This is a genomic window from Pseudomonas arcuscaelestis (assembly GCF_016881005.1).
Lineage (GTDB): Bacteria > Pseudomonadota > Gammaproteobacteria > Pseudomonadales > Pseudomonadaceae > Aquipseudomonas > Aquipseudomonas arcuscaelestis.
The window spans coordinates 42,143-58,294 of the sequence record NZ_JACOPV010000018.1 but is presented as its reverse complement, the minus strand read 5'-3'; the positions used below and the strand labels follow the sequence as shown (position 1 = coordinate 58,294).

14 protein-coding genes are annotated in these 16,152 nt (G+C 60.8%); 7 read left to right on the top strand and 7 right to left on the bottom strand.

Annotated features, from left to right (window positions below):
- The first annotated feature begins 90 nt into the window (after positions 1-90).
- Together H8F21_RS24555 and H8F21_RS24550 are read left to right on the top strand one after the other, a co-directional pair.
- Positions 91-1,497, top strand: coding sequence for an adenosylmethionine--8-amino-7-oxononanoate transaminase (locus H8F21_RS24555; protein ID WP_203482055.1), 1,407 nt, complete (start codon positions 91-93; stop codon positions 1,495-1,497).
- A gap of 99 nt (positions 1,498-1,596) precedes the next feature.
- Positions 1,597-2,316, top strand: coding sequence for a 16S rRNA (uracil(1498)-N(3))-methyltransferase (locus tag H8F21_RS24550; protein WP_203482057.1), 720 nt, complete (start codon positions 1,597-1,599; stop codon positions 2,314-2,316).
- Here H8F21_RS24550 and trhA read toward each other — a convergent pair.
- Genes trhA through pilG form a run of 7 tightly spaced genes read right to left on the bottom strand, consistent with a single transcriptional unit; the run spans position 2,313 to position 12,229 of the window.
- Entirely contained in the window at positions 2,313-2,930 is a 618-nt protein-coding gene (trhA, locus tag H8F21_RS24545; RefSeq protein WP_203482059.1) for a PAQR family membrane homeostasis protein TrhA, read from the bottom strand. The two genes, H8F21_RS24550 and trhA, sit on opposite strands and share 4 nt — an antisense overlap.
- 55 nt (positions 2,931-2,985) lie before the next feature.
- Positions 2,986-3,453 carry a chemotaxis protein CheW gene (locus tag H8F21_RS24540; protein ID WP_203482061.1) on the bottom strand — a complete coding sequence of 156 codons (468 nt, stop codon included), beginning with the start codon at positions 3,451-3,453 and terminating at the stop codon, positions 2,986-2,988.
- Positions 3,446-8,761 carry an Hpt domain-containing protein gene (locus tag H8F21_RS24535; protein ID WP_203585523.1) on the bottom strand — a complete coding sequence of 1,772 codons (5,316 nt, stop codon included), beginning with the start codon at positions 8,759-8,761 and terminating at the stop codon, positions 3,446-3,448. The genes H8F21_RS24540 and H8F21_RS24535 overlap by 8 nt, the downstream gene beginning before the upstream one ends.
- Before the next feature lie 34 nt (positions 8,762-8,795).
- On the bottom strand, positions 8,796-10,841 hold the full coding sequence (locus H8F21_RS24530; RefSeq protein WP_203482065.1) for a methyl-accepting chemotaxis protein: 2,046 nt from the start codon (positions 10,839-10,841) through the stop codon (positions 8,796-8,798).
- 15 nt (positions 10,842-10,856) lie between these two features.
- The gene (locus tag H8F21_RS24525; RefSeq protein ID WP_408004462.1) at positions 10,857-11,396 is read right to left on the bottom strand and encodes a chemotaxis protein CheW; all 540 of its coding nucleotides are present in this window, start codon (positions 11,394-11,396) and stop codon (positions 10,857-10,859) included.
- An 11-nt stretch (positions 11,397-11,407) separates the two neighbouring features.
- Positions 11,408-11,773, bottom strand: a complete 366-nt coding sequence (gene pilH / locus H8F21_RS24520) for a response regulator (RefSeq protein WP_203482076.1) — start codon at positions 11,771-11,773, stop codon at positions 11,408-11,410.
- Between the two features lie 45 nt (positions 11,774-11,818).
- Positions 11,819-12,229: a twitching motility response regulator PilG gene (gene pilG / locus H8F21_RS24515; RefSeq protein WP_136478496.1), complete on the bottom strand. Its 411-nt coding sequence runs from the start codon at positions 12,227-12,229 to the stop codon at positions 11,819-11,821.
- A gap of 312 nt (positions 12,230-12,541) precedes the next feature.
- Here pilG and gshB point away from each other — a divergent pair, with 312 nt between their 5' ends.
- The 5 genes from gshB to pyrR all read left to right on the top strand — a co-directional run bounded on the left by gshB (position 12,542) and on the right by pyrR (position 16,149).
- Complete coding sequence (gshB, locus tag H8F21_RS24510) at positions 12,542-13,495, top strand: glutathione synthase (RefSeq protein WP_136478497.1); 954 nt, start codon at positions 12,542-12,544, stop codon at positions 13,493-13,495.
- Between the two features lie 109 nt (positions 13,496-13,604).
- Positions 13,605-14,510, top strand: a complete 906-nt coding sequence (locus H8F21_RS24505; RefSeq protein ID WP_203482078.1) for an energy transducer TonB — start codon at positions 13,605-13,607, stop codon at positions 14,508-14,510.
- Positions 14,511-14,572: 62 nt separating this feature from the next.
- Positions 14,573-15,142: a YqgE/AlgH family protein gene (locus tag H8F21_RS24500; protein ID WP_203482080.1), complete on the top strand. Its 570-nt coding sequence runs from the start codon at positions 14,573-14,575 to the stop codon at positions 15,140-15,142.
- The gene (ruvX, locus tag H8F21_RS24495) at positions 15,142-15,576 is read left to right on the top strand and encodes a Holliday junction resolvase RuvX (protein WP_203482082.1); all 435 of its coding nucleotides are present in this window, start codon (positions 15,142-15,144) and stop codon (positions 15,574-15,576) included. Before H8F21_RS24500 ends, ruvX begins: the two co-directional genes overlap by 1 nt.
- Before the next feature lie 54 nt (positions 15,577-15,630).
- Entirely contained in the window at positions 15,631-16,149 is a 519-nt protein-coding gene (pyrR, locus tag H8F21_RS24490) for a bifunctional pyr operon transcriptional regulator/uracil phosphoribosyltransferase PyrR (protein WP_136478501.1), read from the top strand.
- The last annotated feature ends 3 nt before the right edge of the window (positions 16,150-16,152 follow it).

Genomic DNA, 16,152 nt, shown 5'->3' with positions numbered 1-16,152 from the left:
ATGCCGATTGCATGCCACGGGTTGTTCTCGGGCGGCGCATTGCATAGGCTTGCGCCGCATGTCCGCGCTGTCGTCGCCAGGAGAAATGAAATGGGCCTCAATCAACAGTGGATGCAACGTGACCTCAAGGTCCTTTGGCACCCCTGCACCCAGATGAAAGACCACGAGCAACTGCCCCTGATTCCGATCAAGCGCGGCGAAGGCGTATGGCTGGAAGACTTCGAAGGCAAACGCTACCTGGACGCGGTCAGCTCCTGGTGGGTCAACGTTTTCGGCCATGCCAACCCACGTATTAACCAGCGCATCAAGGATCAGCTCGACCAGCTTGAGCATGTGATTCTCGCAGGCTTCAGCCATCAACCGGTCATCGAGCTTTCCGAGCGCCTGGTACAGATCACCCCGGAAGGCCTGACCCGGTGCTTTTACGCCGACAACGGTTCGTCCTGCATCGAAGTTGCGCTGAAAATGAGCTTTCACTACTGGCTCAACAAAGGTCAGCCAGCGAAAAAACGCTTCGTCACCTTGAGCAACAGCTATCACGGTGAAACCATCGCGGCGATGTCGGTCGGCGACGTGCCGCTGTTCACCGAGACCTATAAGGCGCTGCTGCTCGACACTATCAAAGTGCCAAGCCCCGACTGCTACCTGCGCCCTGAAGGCGTGAGCTGGGAAGAGCACTCGCGCACCATGTTCCTGCTCATGGAGCAGACCCTGGCCGAACACCATGAGACGCTCGCCGCCGTAATCGTCGAACCACTGATCCAGGGCGCCGGTGGCATGCGCATGTACCACCCGGTTTACCTCAAGCTGCTACGCCAAGCCTGTGACCGCTATGGCGTGCATCTGATCCACGACGAAATCGCCGTCGGCTTCGGGCGCACCGGAACAATGTTTGCCTGCGAGCAGGCTGGTATCCGTCCCGACTTCCTGTGCCTGTCCAAGGCGTTGACCGGCGGCTATCTGCCGCTGGCCGCGTGCATAACCACCGACGATGTCTATAACGCCTTCTACGACGACTACTCGACCTTGCGCGCCTTTCTCCACTCGCACAGCTATACCGGCAACCCGCTGGCCTGTGCAGCGGCGCTGGCAACCCTGGACATCTTCGAGCAAGACAACGTTATCGAGAACAACAAGGCACTGGCCCAACGTATGGCCAGCGCCACCGCGCACCTGGTCGACCACCCGAATGTGGCTGAAGTACGCCAGACCGGCATGGCCCTGGCGGTGGAAATGGTTCAGGACAAGGCAAGCAAGACCCCTTACCCCTGGCAGGAACGTCGCGGCCTGAAGGTATTCGAGCACGCCCTGACTCGCGGCGCGCTGCTGCGTCCACTGGGGAGCGTGGTGTATTTCCTGCCGCCCTACGTGATTACCCCGGAGCAAATCGACTTCCTGGCGCAGGTGGCCAGTGAAGGCATCGACATTGCCACGCGCGACAGTGTCAGCGTGGCAGTGCCAGGAAATTTCCACCCGGACTTCCGCGATCCGGGCTAGCAGCAACCCTCTGCAGGAGCAGGTTCGCCCCGCAATCAGGCTCTACCCACACTGCTGGGCGGCCCGCTCCCACAGCCAACATTTATTCAGAGTTTTCACATGAGACTGTCCCGCTTCTTCATTGATGCCCCCCTGAGCCTCGGCGAGCACGACCTGCCCGAAGTCCAGGCCCACTACATCGGCCGGGTGCTGCGCATGGCCGCTGGCGATGCTGTGCAACTGTTCGACGGCAGCGGCCAGGAATTTCTTGGCCAGTTGCTCGAAGTCGGCAAGAAAACCGTCCGGGTGCAGTTGAACGAAGCCTTCGCCGGGCAAGCGCAATCAAGCCTGAAGATCCATCTCGGTCAGGGCTTGTCCCGCGGCGAGCGGATGGACTGGGCGATCCAGAAAGCCACCGAACTGGGCGCTAATGTCATCACCCCGATTGTCAGTGAACGCTGCGAAGTACGCCTCAAGGACGAGCGCGCCGACAAGCGCCTGGCCCATTGGCGCCAAGTTGCGATCAGCGCCTGTGAGCAGTGTGGGCGCTCCAGCGTACCGCAGATCAATGCACCGGTGCTGTTGGCCGACTGGCTCAAAGCCTGTGATGAACAGCTCAAGCTGGTTCTGCATCCTGTAGCCGAACCCATGCTCAGCCATCAGCCGCCGCAAAGCCTGGCATTTTTGATCGGTCCTGAGGGTGGTTTGAGCGATGCCGAAGTGGAGCAGGCCAAGGCTGCGGGTTTCCATGCCGCGCGCCTGGGGCCGCGAGTGCTGCGTACCGAAACAGCACCCGTGGTCGCTTTGGCCGTTGCCCAGCAGCTCTGGGGTGATTTCTAAAGTACGTAAAAGAACACGGCAATAAAGTGCAGCAGGCTGCCGACGATGACGAACAGGTGCCAGATGCCATGCCAGTGGCGAAAGCGACTGTCATAGGCAAAGAAGATGATGCCGATGGTGTAGAACGCACCACCGGCAGCCAGCCAGGCAAATCCAGCAGCGCCCAGGCTAGCCAGCAGCGGCTTGACTGCAACCAGCACAATCCAGCCCATCACCGCATAAATGATGATCGACAGCACTCGCGCTTCGGAGCGCGGCTTGATCTCCTGCAGCATGCCTATCACTGCCAACCCCCAGACCACACCGAACAAACTCCAACCCCACGGCCCGCGCAAGCTGACCAGGCAGAAAGGTGTGTAGCTACCGGCAATCAACAGATAGATCGACAGGTGATCGAGCTTGCGCATCACCACTTTAGCTTTGCCGCGTACGCTGTGATAGAGCGTGGAGATGCTGTACAGCAACAACAGGGTAAAGCCGTAGATCGACAGACTGACGATCTTCCACGGATCGCCCTGCAAACTGGCCGCCACCAACAACCAGATTGCACCGATACAGGCCAGTACTGCGCCGACTAAATGCGTCCAAGCATTGAAACGTTCACCGTGATACATGCGACTGGGTCCTCCAAATAACGGACAGGCTTCCCATCCTACACAGGCAAATGTTTCAAACCAGCCCCGCGTCCTCCAGTAACTGCTCCAGTGCGGCAAGGTCAGGGACCCTGGCAATCTGCTCGCCAACCTGGACAGCTGCCAGCTCCAGTTCGGCCAGCGGTACATCGACGTAGTTGAGTTGGCTGTCGAGCTTGCACGAGCGCGGAATGCCCTGCACCAGCATGGCAATGAAGCGCAGGCGACTGCCACCCAACGCGTTGAGGACAACGATTCGCGCACGCTCACCGACCCGCACCTGGCCACCACAAGCGGCCTCGAAGCTGAGCAACGGCAAACGCTGGTTGCGCCATTCGATCCAGCCAAGCATCCAGTTGGGCTGCTCGGGTGCCGGAGTGCCCGCCTGAAAGCCGATCAGCTCGGCTACCGCGACGTTGGGCAGCACCAGGCAACGGTCATCCAGGGCCAGCAGCAGGCCGGTGAGGCTGCTGCGCCGACCATTGCGGGCAGATTGTTCAAGCATGGCGGGTACTCCAAAAGGCAATACTCTGCAGCAGTACCGACTCCTGGTAGGGTTTACCCAGGTAATCGTTGACGCCGATGGACATGGCCCGGTCGCGGTGCTTTTGTCCGGTTCGCGAGGTGATCATGATGATGGGCAGATCCTTGAGTTCCGGATCCTGGCGAATCTGCGTGGCGACTTCGAAACCATCCATGCGCGGCATCTCGATATCCAGCAGCAGGACGTCCGGTCGATGCTCCTGCAACAGCGCCATTGCATCGACGCCATCCTTGGCGGTGAGTACGTTCATACCATGGCGTTCGAGCAGTCGGCCAGTAACCTTGCGCACCGTCACAGAGTCATCGACGACCATCACCAGCAACGATCGCTTTGGCACCTGCCCGACCTGCGGCGCAAGGATGCGCGCAGCACTGCTTGCCTGCTGGGCATGGCGCAGTTGCAAACCGCGAAGTTGCCCGAGCAGATCCAGAATCAACACAACCCGGCCGTCACCCAGCAAGGTCGCCCCGGATAAACCCTGGACGCTGGCAAACTGCGGACCCAGGCTCTTGACCACAATTTCGCGACTGGCCGCCAGGCTGTCGACCTGGATTGCGAACTGCTGATCATGGGAGTGCACCAGCAACACGGGCAACGGCAGGCTCTGCCCTAGCAAGCGTGGTTGCACTGTCCCTTGCAACAATTCTCCCAGGTAGTGCAGTTCGTATCGGTGCCCGGCGTATTCATAGCACGGTGGATCGAGTTGGTAGCACGCTTCAAGTTCAGCAGGCGGCACGCGCACGATACCCTCGATGGTATTGAGCGGCACGGCGTACTGCTCCTCGCCGTACTGCACCATCAAGGCCCGGTTCACCGATACGGTGAATGGCAAGCGAATCAGAAAGCGCGCGCCCTTGCCTGGATTGGATTCGATAACCATCGAGCCACCCAGCTGTTTGACCTCTTCATGGACCACGTCCATGCCCAGGCCGCGCCCGGAGATCTGGGTGATTTTCTCGGCCGTGGAGAATCCCGGCTGAAGGATGAACTGCATGATTTCATGATCGCTGAGCGCTGCCGCAGGATCGAGCAGGCCGCGCTTGATCGCCTTGCGCCGCACAGCCTCCAGCGAAACACCGGCACCGTCGTCAGTCATTTCAATGACGATGTCGGCCCCCTCGTGCAACAAGCTCAGCGAGATCAACCCTTGCTCAGGTTTGCCTGCGGCAAGCCGAATTTCCCGAGACTCCAAGCCATGATCGACGGCATTGCGCAGCATATGTTCGAGCGGCGCCACCATCCTTTCCAGCACGCTGCGGTCCAACTCGCCTTCGGCATTGCCGACCACCAGCTCGACCTGTTTATCCAGCTCACTGGCGACCTGCCTCACGACACGCTGCAACCGGGGCACCAGTCGCTCGAAAGGCACCATGCGCGTGCTCATCAGACCTTCTTGCAGCTCGCTGTTGACCCGCCCTTGCTGCTGCAACAGGCTCTGCGCATCCTGAGCGCGCACTGCCAGGGTTTCCTTGAGGTCGAGCAAGTCGGATGCCGATTCGAACAAGGCGCGTGAAAGCTGCTGCAACTGCGAATGACGATCCATTTCCAAGGGGTCGAAATCGTCGTAGACCTGACCATCACCATCACCGTGCTGACGGCTGAGGATTCGCCCCTGGGTTTCGGTGTCCAGCCGGCGCAACTGGTCGCGCATACGCTCCAGCGTGGTTTCCATCTCATTCAATGCCACTTGCGCGTCATTGACCTGCTGCTCGATGCGCCCGCGAATGATCGAGTGCTCGCTGGCCAGGTTACCCAAGTCATCAAGCAGCTCGGCGGCCACTTTGACCATGTCCGCGGGGCCGCGCTCGGGCACTGCCACTGGCGCTTCAACGGGTACAACTTCAAGGTGTGAATGATGCGCTGCAGTGTCTGCCAACGCCGCACTGCTGAAGTTACGGATGTAGTCGATCAGCGCCGTCGCAGCATGGAGCGGCTGTTGCAGGCGCACCGCATCAAGCATATGAGCCAGACGGTCATGACAGTTTTGCAGCAGGCTGAACAGCGCCGCACTGGGCTGTAGTTGGCCGGCCGCCAGCAATTCGTAAAGAAACTCCAGCTCATGGGCCAGATCCCCAATGGGTGCGATTTCAACCATGCGCGCACCACCCTTGAGGGTATGCAAGTCGCGCAACAGGTTTTCCACCTCAACGCCATTGCGTGGCTCGGCCTGCCAGCGCAACAGTGCGGCGCCAGAGCTTTCGACAATGTCAGAACTTTCTTCCAGAAATATCTCCAGAAGCTCCTTGTCTCCTGCATCCTGAACCGGGTCTGGCACTTTCTCCACAGGGACCGCAGGTGGCGCACTGTGGCGATACTCACGCAGCGCTGCCAGCAGCTCAACGGTTGTAGAAGTCGATTGGCCGGCCTGCAACTGCTCGAACATGCGGGCCAATTTGGCATGACTACGCTTGAGCAAGGCGAACAACTCAGGGGACGAGGCAAAGCGTCGATCCACCAAGCCTTCGTACATCAGCTCAAGCTCTTGGACGAGCACTTCGACCGCACCAATACCGGCCATTTGCGCCCCGCCGTTGAGGGTGTGCAGATCACGCTGCAAAGAAGAAAGCGCCGAGGCATTGTCGGCATCGGCCAACCAGCGATCCAGCGCCTGGTTGACGCTTTGCAGCACATCACCGGCCTCTTCGAGAAACAGCTCGACTACTGCTGGATCCAGCGACAGCGCTGCTGTAGCGGCGCCAAGGTCGGCAATCCGAGCCTGTCCATCATGATGGCTGATCAAACCGGTAGCATCGGGCGCCAATGCTTCATCGAGCAGCTCACGCAACGCCTCCAGGCGCTCCGGACGTGGGGCTACCTCTTGACCGGCGGCAAGCTGGTCGAGCATATCGATCAGCGCCTCGTGGGCATGCTGCGCCTGCTCGAAAAATCGTGCACTGACCGCCAGACTGCTTTCCTCGACGGCACCATACAGGTCCAGCAGCGCTTCGCACAGTTCATCCACTTGCCAGAGATCAGCCAAGTGAGCGCTTTCTCCCAGCGTGGTCAGCTCGTCGAGCAATGCGCTCAATTCCTGGCGCTCACCGGGATGCTCCTGCCAGCGCAGTAACAGCGATTCGGCATCGAGCAGAATGTCCATGCCCTGGGCCAGGAAACTGGCAATCAGTTGCGGATCGCGCTTGATCAGCCCACCGCTGCTCTGTACCTGCTGCAAGGCCGACAGACGCGCCTCAACCACTTGATGGATTTCTTCGATCAGGGTCCAGGCGCCGTTAATCGGTGCCAAGGGCGCGCGGGACAACTGCTCAAGGCCGCGACGCAACAAGGGCTCGGCGCTTTCCAGGAGGTAAATTTCTTCAAGGTCGAAGGCCAGTTGATGAGCCTTGAATTCGCGGGCGAGCAGATCGAGCGCAGCAGCCAACTCGGCGATGGCGGTTACTCCGGCCATCGCCGCGCTGCCCTTTAGGGTGTGAAAAGCGCGCTGCAGACTGTCACTGACCGGTTGTGGCAAATGCTGATCGGCAGCCTGCAAAAAACGCTCGAGGCTGGCCAGGTGAACCAATGCCTCAGCGCGGAAAATCTCCAACAACTGCGGGTCAATTGCATCGCTGCTGTCGGTCTCATGAGGCGCGTCGTTCATTGCCAGCGCGTGCAGGCGCAATGCTAACTGCTCGACATCCTTGGGCGCCTGCACCTGCCCGCTGGCAAAGGCTGCGAGCAGCCCGGGAATCAAATCCAAGGCTTGCTGCAAACTGGCCAGCGGTGCAGCGCCGATTTCCACGCGCCCTTCAAGCACGCGATTGAGAAAGTGCTCCGCCGCCCAGGCCAGCTCTGCCAAACCTTGGGCCGCAACCATGCGTCCGCTACCCTTGAGCGTATGCAAGCCGCGGCGCAGCTCTACCAAGGCATCACGGTCGCTCGTGGCCGCCTGCCAGCGCAGCCATTGTTCAGTCAGCTGAGGCAATAACTCATCGGCTTCTTCAAGGAATACTTCACGTAACTCGTCATCGACAACTTGCGGCTCAACCGCCGCCGACTGGCCCTGAACCCTTTCAGGCTCGGGTTCAGGCTCGGGGGCATAGCCCAGCGCCGCCAGGCTGGCCTGGGCAGCGTCGAGAAAGCGCCAGGGGTTGGCCTGCGGATCCGCGATCAACCATTGCAGATAGCACTCGCACGCACTCAACGCATCCGCCAGATGCGCCAACGCTGTGGCATCAGGTGGCGTGGCACCGAGCATATGGGAGTGCATGTACTCGCCACAATGACCGAACAAGGTCGCGGGTCGCGGCAGCATGAGCATCGCCAGCGCCCCGCGGATCTGCTGCAAAAGCCCCGGTAGCACCAACAGTCGTTGAGGTTGCCAGCCGGCATCGAGGCAATCGCCGATCTGGTCCTTGACCTGCTGCAAGACCGAATGCGCTTCTTCGAGGACCAACTGGCGGATTTCTGCCAGATCGGTGCCCGGCAACGAGCTCTGGCTAGGATGCTGTTCCAGCGGGCCGACCATACCTGCCAGAGTGGCCTCGACATACAGCAGTGCCCCGGCGACATCCATCAACAGCGCATCGTCCGGCGCACATTGGCCCTGAGCCAGATGTTGCAGTACCAGCACCTGTTCGATAATTACCCGCCGGGGCTGGCTGAAATTGAGCACAGCCAGGGTGTCGGCGATCTGGCGCAGCGGGGCAAGCAACGGTTGCAGGTCGTCCAGGCGCCGACGATCGCCGCGCACAAACAGGTCGAGACGCTCCTTGGCCCGCATCAAGTCTTCGCACAGCGCTGCCACCACCGAGCGCAAGGCATCGCGGTCGGGACCCGCCTGCAGTCGCTCGCGCAAAGAACCCAGCGACAAGTCGAGATTGGCCAGTTCCTCCGCCGCCACTGGCGCTGTACCGTAAAGGCTGCCCTGGCCCAGCGGTTCTACACCGCGTTCGGCGCGCAGCTGGTTAAGCACGGGCAACACGACCAATGGCAAGTCACGTCGGGCGCTGCGCAGCCGATCCAGATACAGCGGCAATTGCTCCAGGCCGCGAAACAAGGCGCCAAGGGCCTCTCCGCGCTGGGTGACGCGCTTCTCCCGCAGAGCCACGCCCAACTGCTTCAGCTCTTCAGCAAGCAGTGCGGCACCACTGAGTTCCAGCATCACCAGACAGCCACGCACCTGATGCAGATTTTCAATAAAGCCGACCAGGTCCTCTTCATCGCCAGGCTCGGCGCAAAAATGCTCCAGCGCCAGACGTGCCTGGGCCAGACAGTCAGCAATGGCGCCCTTGACCCAGGCCAGGGCCACCGTATCGTGCCGCTCAGCCATATCTGCTCCCGTTGCCATGGTCACGTGCGCACGCTCAACTTGGCGGCGTCGGTGGCAGGGTGAAACCGGACACCGAGCGCCGCATTTCGCTGGCCATGCGCGCCAGGTCGCCGATGCTCTCGGCGGTTGCGTTCGAGCCTGCCGAAGTCTGCGAAGTGATCTGCTGGATCACTGCCATGGTATGTGAGATCTGCCCGGCCGATGAGGTCTGCAGCTGGGCGGCATCGGAGATACTGTGGATAAGTTCGGCGAGTGTTTGTGACACCCCTTCGATTTCCTCCAGGGCTACGCCGGCATCCTGCGCCAGGCGCGCGCCGCGCACCACCTCGGCCGTGGTTTGCTCCATGGAGATCACCGCCTCGTTGGTGTCGGTCTGGATCGTACGTACCAACGCCTCGATTTGGCGGGTGGCCGAAGACGAACGTTCCGCCAGGCGCTGGACTTCATCGGCAACCACCGCAAAACCACGCCCGGCCTCACCGGCCAGCGACGCCTGGATCGCCGCATTGAGGGCGAGGATGTTGGTCTGGTCGGCAATATCATCGATCAGACTGACGATGTCGCCGATTTCCTGCGAGGACTCGCCCAGACGCTTGATTCGCTTGGCGGTGTCCTGAATCTGCTCGCGAATGTTGTCCATGCCATGAATGGTGTTGTGCACCACCTCGTTGCCTTTGTTGGCAATGGCAACGGAACGCTCGGCAACCTTGGCCGATTCATAGGCATGGGTAGAAACCCGGTCGATGGATTCGGCCATGTCTCCGACCGCCACCGACGCTTCGCTGATCTGCTCGGCCTGATGCTCTGAAGCCTTGGCCAACTGATGGGCGGTGTTCTGGGTTTCCTGCACGGCGCTGGCCACCTCTTCGGCACTGAGGTTGATGGTAGCAACCAGATCACGCAGTTGATCGATGGAGTAATTGATCGAGTCGGCAATGGCGCCGGTAAAATCCTCGGTGACCGACACCATCACGGTCAGGTCGCCATCAGCCAGGTCCTCTATTTCGTCAAGCAAACGCATGATCGCTTGCTGGTTGCGCTCGTTCATCTGCGCGGTTTCACGCAATTGCCGGTGAGTCTCACGGACCATCACCAGGCCGATCAGGATGATCGAAGCCAGGGCCAGCAAGCCCAGCACGTAGCCGCCCACGGTATCGAGGGTGCGTCCACTGGCGAGGTTTTCCAAACCGTTGGTCAGGCGCGACGCTTCATCCAGCAAGGTTTGCGACTGGTTGAAAATATTACCGGCAGCCTCACGCACCCTAAACAGTTCCGGCGAGGTTTCGAGAATCTCATCCACCGAACCGGCGACGAACTGGAACAACTCGGCAATTTCCGCCAAACGGGCGCGAGCATCCGGGTCCTGCACGCGGGTGATCTGGATATTCGCATTGCCACCGAGCATGCCATCGAGTACCTGGCCGAAACGGCTGGCATCGCGACCGAATGCATCGGCCGCCTGCACTGCATTTTCGTCACCGGCCAAAACCGTATTCACCGAACCGAGAATACGCTCGGCAAGCAACGATTGACGCTGCGCCACTGCCACCTGATTGGCCGGTGCGCCGCTGCGCAGCAATATTTCGACGACCTTCTCGTACTCAACCTGAAGCTGCGGCACGGTTTCGGCCAGCGTGGCGGCGACCTGGTGCAACGACAGCACGGTTTGTTCGCTGGCCAAAATGGTGTCGGTGTTTTTACGCAGGCCTTCCCAGTCGCGCAGCACCGAATCCATTTCATTGCGTACGGCCGGCGGCGCAGGAGGCAAGCCGGTGCTGGCATCGCCTTTTTTCAGGTAGCCCCAGCGCTGGTCGAAGTCGTTACGTGCCTCGCTAAGCAGGCGAAACGCCCGTGCCTTACCGGCCGCAGCCTCGGTGGCGTTCTTGGCGATACGCTGGGACAGCACCCGCAGCTCACCCGCATGACCAATGTACTGCTTGTCGTAATTGGCCTGGGTGTTGAGGTAGGCGAAGTTGGCGAACAGCAAGATGATCGACAGGATCAACACGACGAACAACGCCGCGATCCGGGCGCTGCTGCGCGAGCCTTGGGTTGAAGTAGCCGGAGTGGTCTTGGTCACGAATCTGGCAATCCTTTACAACGCCACGTCAAGAAAACCCGGCGCCTGGGCCAGGGCCAGCGGGCTGAAAATGGCCCAGCAGCGTTGCCGCTGGAAATGACCCTGGACATAAGGCGCCGCGCCGCTGAGCAAGGGTGTGGGTGGTGAAAGCTCCAGGCTGTGCAACGGGAAATGCTGCAAGCCAAGCACTTCGTCGACCAGCAACCCAGCAAACAGCTCCTCATGATCGAGCACCAGGACCCGCCGCTGTTTGCGCGGGGCCGACAAGCCGAGGCCGAAGAAACCGCACAAGTCCATGACCGGCAGCAGGCGCCCGCGCAGGTTGGCCACTCCGCTGACCCACGGTTTGACCCCAGGAATTCGGCTCAGGCGCGGCTCGTGCAAAACCTCGGCGACCTCCCCCATCGGCGCAACGAACCACTGGTCGCCGATACGAAAGCCAATACCGCTCCAGCTCTGCAGGTGGGTTTCCTGCAGGGGCAGGTCAGCCGCCAGCAGCCGGCAGCGCCGGTCGATGTCCAGCAGCAGTTCGAAGGCTGTCAGCGACTCGCCCATCGCCTGGGTAATCAACCTTTGAGGACGCCGTTGAGTACCTTGATCAGCGTCTCTTCATCCACAGGTTTGGTCAGGTAGTCACTGGCGCCCTGGCGCTTGCCCCAGACCTTGTCGGTTTCCTGATCCTTGGTGGTGACGATAATGACTGGGATACTGGCGGTCTCCGGGCTCTTGCTGAGCTGGCGAGTTGCCTGGAAGCCGTTCACGCCGGGCATGACGATGTCCATCAGCACTGCATCGGGCTTCTCCTGGGTGGCCAGGGCCACGCCGTCGGCGCCGTTCTCAGCCTTGAGCACTTGATGCCCGTGCTTTTCGAGCATTCCGGTCAATTTGTACATTTCAGTCGGCGAATCGTCGACGATCAGAACTCGAGCCATGCTGTTCCCCATCAAAGGAATGGACGCTGCTGCCGGGGCGCGGCGTCAGGGTGCGTGTTGTTCTTCTGCGGCGAACCCGGGCACATGGGCCCTGATTGCATCCAGCAGCTCTTCCTTGCTGAAAGGTTTGGTCAAAAATAGATCAGAGCCAACCACGCGACCCCTGGCCTTGTCGAACAAGCCGTCGCGTGAAGACAGGAGAATCACTGGCGTATCCTTGAAGGCGCTGTTGTGCTTGATCAAGGCGCAAGTCTGGTAACCATCGAGTCGCGGCATCAGTACATCGACAAAAATGATTTGTGGGTGCTGGTCGACAATCTTGGCCAGGGCGTCGAAGCCGTCGGTGGCCGTGATGACCTCGCACCCTACTTCACTGAGCAGCATTTGAGCGGTGCGGCGAATCGTCTTGGAGTCATCGATCACCATCACTTTGAGTGCCGCGCGGGGCTGTTCCATAATTGCTCTACCATCGCTGCTCGCTATGAGCGGCAAGCTACAAGATTCAAGCGGCAAGAATAAGCAGGTTTACGCGGCATGCTTTTTCTTGCAACTGGCGGCTTGTGGCTTGCAGCTGGAGAGGCCCGTGCAGGCCACGTGCCAGGCCTTTTTAGCATACTCTGGGGGTGCATTCCATCGGCCTGCATCAGCGCTGGCCGCAGGGCCGCCCAGGATGCGTTTTTCCCTTGACCGCCAGCGCCGCGAGCGCCACCCTGACGCCACTTTTCATTTGAGCCAACGCGGCCCAACGCCGCTGAGAGGATATAGCCCATGAGCGTTCGCCTCGGTATTGTCATGGACCCCATTGCGCGCATCTCCTATAAAAAGGACAGCTCGCTGGCCATGCTGCTTGCCGCCCAGGAGCGCGGCTGGTCGTTGTTCTATATGGAGCAGCAGGACCTCTACCAAGGCCAGGGCCAGGCCCGTGCGCGGATGCGCGCGCTGAAAGTGTTTGCTGACCCGCAGCACTGGTTCGAGCTGGAAGACGAGCAAGACTGCGCCTTGAGCGATCTGGATGTAATCCTGATGCGCAAGGACCCGCCCTTCGACATGGAGTTCGTCTACAGCACTTATCTGCTGGAACAGGCCGAAGCTGCTGGCGTACTGGTGGTCAACCGTCCACAGAGCCTGCGCGACTGCAACGAAAAGCTGTTCGCCACGCTTTTCCCACAGTGCACGCCACCTACCCTGGTCAGCCGTCGCCCGGACATCATCCGCGAGTTTGCCGCCGAACACGGTGATGTCATCCTCAAACCACTGGACGGCATGGGCGGCACCTCGATTTTCCGCCACCGCGTGGGCGACCCGAACCTCTCGGTGATCCTTGAAACCCTGACAGCCCTTGGCGCCCAGCAGATCATGGCGCAAGCCTACCTGCCAGCGATCAAGGATGGTGACAAGCGCATCCTGATGATCGACGGCGAACCTGTGCCTTACTGCCTGGCGCGCATCCCGGCCAGCGGTGAAACCCGTGGCAACCTGGCCGCTGGCGGCCGTGGCGAAGCCCGGCCATTGACCGATCGCGATCGCTGGATTGCTGAGCAGGTCGGCCCTACCCTGCGTGAGAAAGGCCTGCTGTTCGTTGGCCTGGACGTTATCGGTGAGCACCTGACCGAAATCAACGTCACCAGCCCGACCTGCATCCGTGAAATCGACAACGCCTTCGGCACCCGCATCGGCGTGCAGTTGATGGATGCCATTGATCGCAAGCTCAAGGCGCGCTGACAGCCGACGCAAAGCAACCGCGCAGAGTGGGTTATCATGCCGGTCGTTTTTTTGACCTGCGCACCCACCCTGCCGGTTTCGCCCCGGCCTAGTGGTTGCTGGATACCTGATGACGCTGCCTGCTGACATCCCTGCCGACTTCACTCCGCCCCGCATTCGTGCGGCGGATCGGCTCGGCTTTACCCTGTTTCTGGCCGCCCTGGTGCACCTGGCACTGATTCTTGGCCTGGGTTTTTCCTTCGCCAAGCCAGAAGAAATCCGCCGCACCATGGAAATCACCCTGGCTACGTTCAAAAGCGAGAAGGCGCCGGCCAAGGCCGACTATCTTGCCCAGGACAACCAACAGGGCAGCGGCACGCTGGACAAGAAAGCAGTACCCAAAACCACCGAGGTGGCGCCGTTCCAGGACAGCAAGATCAACAAGGTAACGCCGCCGCCCGCCGCCAAGCCTGAAGTGCAGCCTCAACCGACGCCGCCCAAGGCCGTGGTCACCACCAAGGCGCCTAAGCCACAAAAAGTCGAAACCCGACCAAAAGAAGCCAAGCCACAGCCAAAACCCAAGGCAGCGACCCCGGACTTCGACAGCTCGCAGTTGTCCAGCCAGATTGCCAGCCTCGAAGCCGAGCTTTCCAACGAACAGCAGCTGTATGCCAAGCGCCCTCGCATCCACCGCCTGAACGCCGCATCGACCATGCGCGACAAAGGTGCCTGGTACAAAGACGAATGGCGCAAGAAGGTCGAGCGCATCGGCAACCTCAACTACCCCGATGAAGCCCGTCGCCAACAGATCTACGGCAACCTGCGGCTAATGGTCTCGATCAACCGTGACGGCTCGCTCTATGAGGTACTGGTACTGGAGTCTTCCGGGCAACCCTTGCTCGACCAGGCAGCACAGCGCATCGTCCGCCTGGCGGCACCCTTTGCCCCGTTCACCGGCGATCTGGCCGACATCGACCGCCTGGAAATCATCCGCACCTGGCGCTTTGCCCGTGGCGACCGCCTGTCCAGCAACTGAGCCCGCGGGTACCCACACAAACAGGCTTGTCAGCCCGCCCCCTCACCGCCACACTATCAACCATGAAAAACCTCAGCCCGAGTTACCTCAAGCATCAGTTCCTGATCGCCATGCCACATATGGCTGATCCGCATTTCGCGCATACTTTGACCTACATCGTCGAGCACAACGCCAATGGTGCGATGGGGCTGGTGGTCAATCGGCCTCAGGAACTGAATCTGGCCGATATTCTCGAACAGTTGCGCCCGGACACCGAGCCGCCTGCCAGCTGTACCCACATACCCATTTACATGGGCGGCCCGGTACAGACCGACCGCGGTTTTGTTCTGCACACCTCTGACAAGAGCTTTCAGGCCACTGTCGAACTGGACGGTCTGTCGCTGAGCACCTCACAGGATGTGCTTTTCGCCATCGCTGATGGACTGGGCCCCAAACAGAGCTTGATTACCCTCGGTTATGCAGGTTGGGAAGCCGGTCAGTTGGAAGCAGAACTGGCCGACAACGCCTGGCTGAACTGCCCGTTCGACCCCGAGATCATTTTCGGCATGGCCTGTGAGCAGCGTCTCGCGGCGGCAGCGGCAAGCCTGGGCATCAACCTGAGCCTGCTCACCAGCCAGGCGGGGCACGCCTGATGGCAGAGTTGCGACTACTGCTGGGCTTTGACTACGGCACCAAGCAGATCGGCGTTGCGGTTGGCCAGGTGATTACCGGCCAGGCCCGCGAGCTGTGTACCCTCAAAGCCCAAAACGGTGCACCGGACTGGGCCCAGGTCGAAAAACTGATAAAGGAATGGCAACCCGATGCCATCGTCGTTGGCCTGCCGTTGAACATGGACGGCACCCCCAGCGAAATGAGTGCCCGCGCCGAAAAGTTCGCCCGGCGCCTGAACGGCCGCTTCAACCTGCCTGTGCATACCCACGACGAACGCCTGACCACCTTCGAAGCCAAGGGCGAACGGATGGCCCGCGGCGGCCAGCGTGGCAGTTACCGCGACAACCCGGTGGACGCCATTGCCGCCGCCCTGCTTCTGCAGGGCTGGCTGGAGGCCAATACCGGGCAGTCCTGATCATCGGATTCAAGCCGGGTCAGCGTTGCGCCCCCGGCCTCTTGAGGAGCAAGCATGAGCCTACCCAATCCCGCCGAACTGATCCGGCAGATGGCTGTCGACCTTCGTGCCCATCTGGCCCGTCGCAACATTACCGAGCCACGCTTTATCGGCATCCGCACCGGGGGCATCTGGGTTGCCCAGGCCCTGCTCGAAGAACTGGGCAGCGACGCCGCTCTCGGCACTCTAGATGTATCTTTCTATCGCGATGACTTCAGCCAGAACGGCTTGCACCCACAAGTGCGCCCTTCGGACCTACCCTTCGAGATCGAAGGCCAGCACCTGATCCTGGTGGACGACGTGCTGATGAGCGGTCGCACTATCCGCGCCGCCCTCAATGAATTGTTCGATTATGGCCGTCCGGCCAGCGTCACTCTGGTCTGCCTGCTTGACCTGGATGCCGGCGAATTGCCGATCCGCCCGAATGTGGTCGGTGCAACCCTGTCGCTGGCTGCCCACGAACGGGTAAAATTGACCGGACCCGCGCCGCTCGCTCTCGAGCGCCAGGACCTCGCTTCCGCTTCCGCCCTTTAAGAG

What these genes read in the sequence shown, in the direction of transcription:
- H8F21_RS24555 (WP_203482055.1), top strand. Translation starts at nt 91, where the DNA reads ATGGGCCTCAATCAACAGTGGATGCAACGTGACCTCAAGGTCCTTTGG.
- H8F21_RS24550 (WP_203482057.1), top strand. Translation starts at nt 1,597, where the DNA reads ATGAGACTGTCCCGCTTCTTCATTGATGCCCCCCTGAGCCTCGGCGAG.
- trhA (WP_203482059.1), bottom strand. Translation starts at nt 2,930, where the DNA reads ATGTATCACGGTGAACGTTTCAATGCTTGGACGCATTTAGTCGGCGCA.
- H8F21_RS24540 (WP_203482061.1), bottom strand. Translation starts at nt 3,453, where the DNA reads ATGCTTGAACAATCTGCCCGCAATGGTCGGCGCAGCAGCCTCACCGGC.
- H8F21_RS24535 (WP_203585523.1), bottom strand. Translation starts at nt 8,761, where the DNA reads ATGGCTGAGCGGCACGATACGGTGGCCCTGGCCTGGGTCAAGGGCGCC.
- H8F21_RS24525 (WP_408004462.1), bottom strand. Translation starts at nt 11,396, where the DNA reads ATGGGCGAGTCGCTGACAGCCTTCGAACTGCTGCTGGACATCGACCGG.
- pilH (WP_203482076.1), bottom strand. Translation starts at nt 11,773, where the DNA reads ATGGCTCGAGTTCTGATCGTCGACGATTCGCCGACTGAAATGTACAAA.
- pilG (WP_136478496.1), bottom strand. Translation starts at nt 12,229, where the DNA reads ATGGAACAGCCCCGCGCGGCACTCAAAGTGATGGTGATCGATGACTCC.
- gshB (WP_136478497.1), top strand. Translation starts at nt 12,542, where the DNA reads ATGAGCGTTCGCCTCGGTATTGTCATGGACCCCATTGCGCGCATCTCC.
- H8F21_RS24505 (WP_203482078.1), top strand. Translation starts at nt 13,605, where the DNA reads ATGACGCTGCCTGCTGACATCCCTGCCGACTTCACTCCGCCCCGCATT.
- H8F21_RS24500 (WP_203482080.1), top strand. Translation starts at nt 14,573, where the DNA reads ATGAAAAACCTCAGCCCGAGTTACCTCAAGCATCAGTTCCTGATCGCC.
- ruvX (WP_203482082.1), top strand. Translation starts at nt 15,142, where the DNA reads ATGGCAGAGTTGCGACTACTGCTGGGCTTTGACTACGGCACCAAGCAG.
- pyrR (WP_136478501.1), top strand. Translation starts at nt 15,631, where the DNA reads ATGAGCCTACCCAATCCCGCCGAACTGATCCGGCAGATGGCTGTCGAC.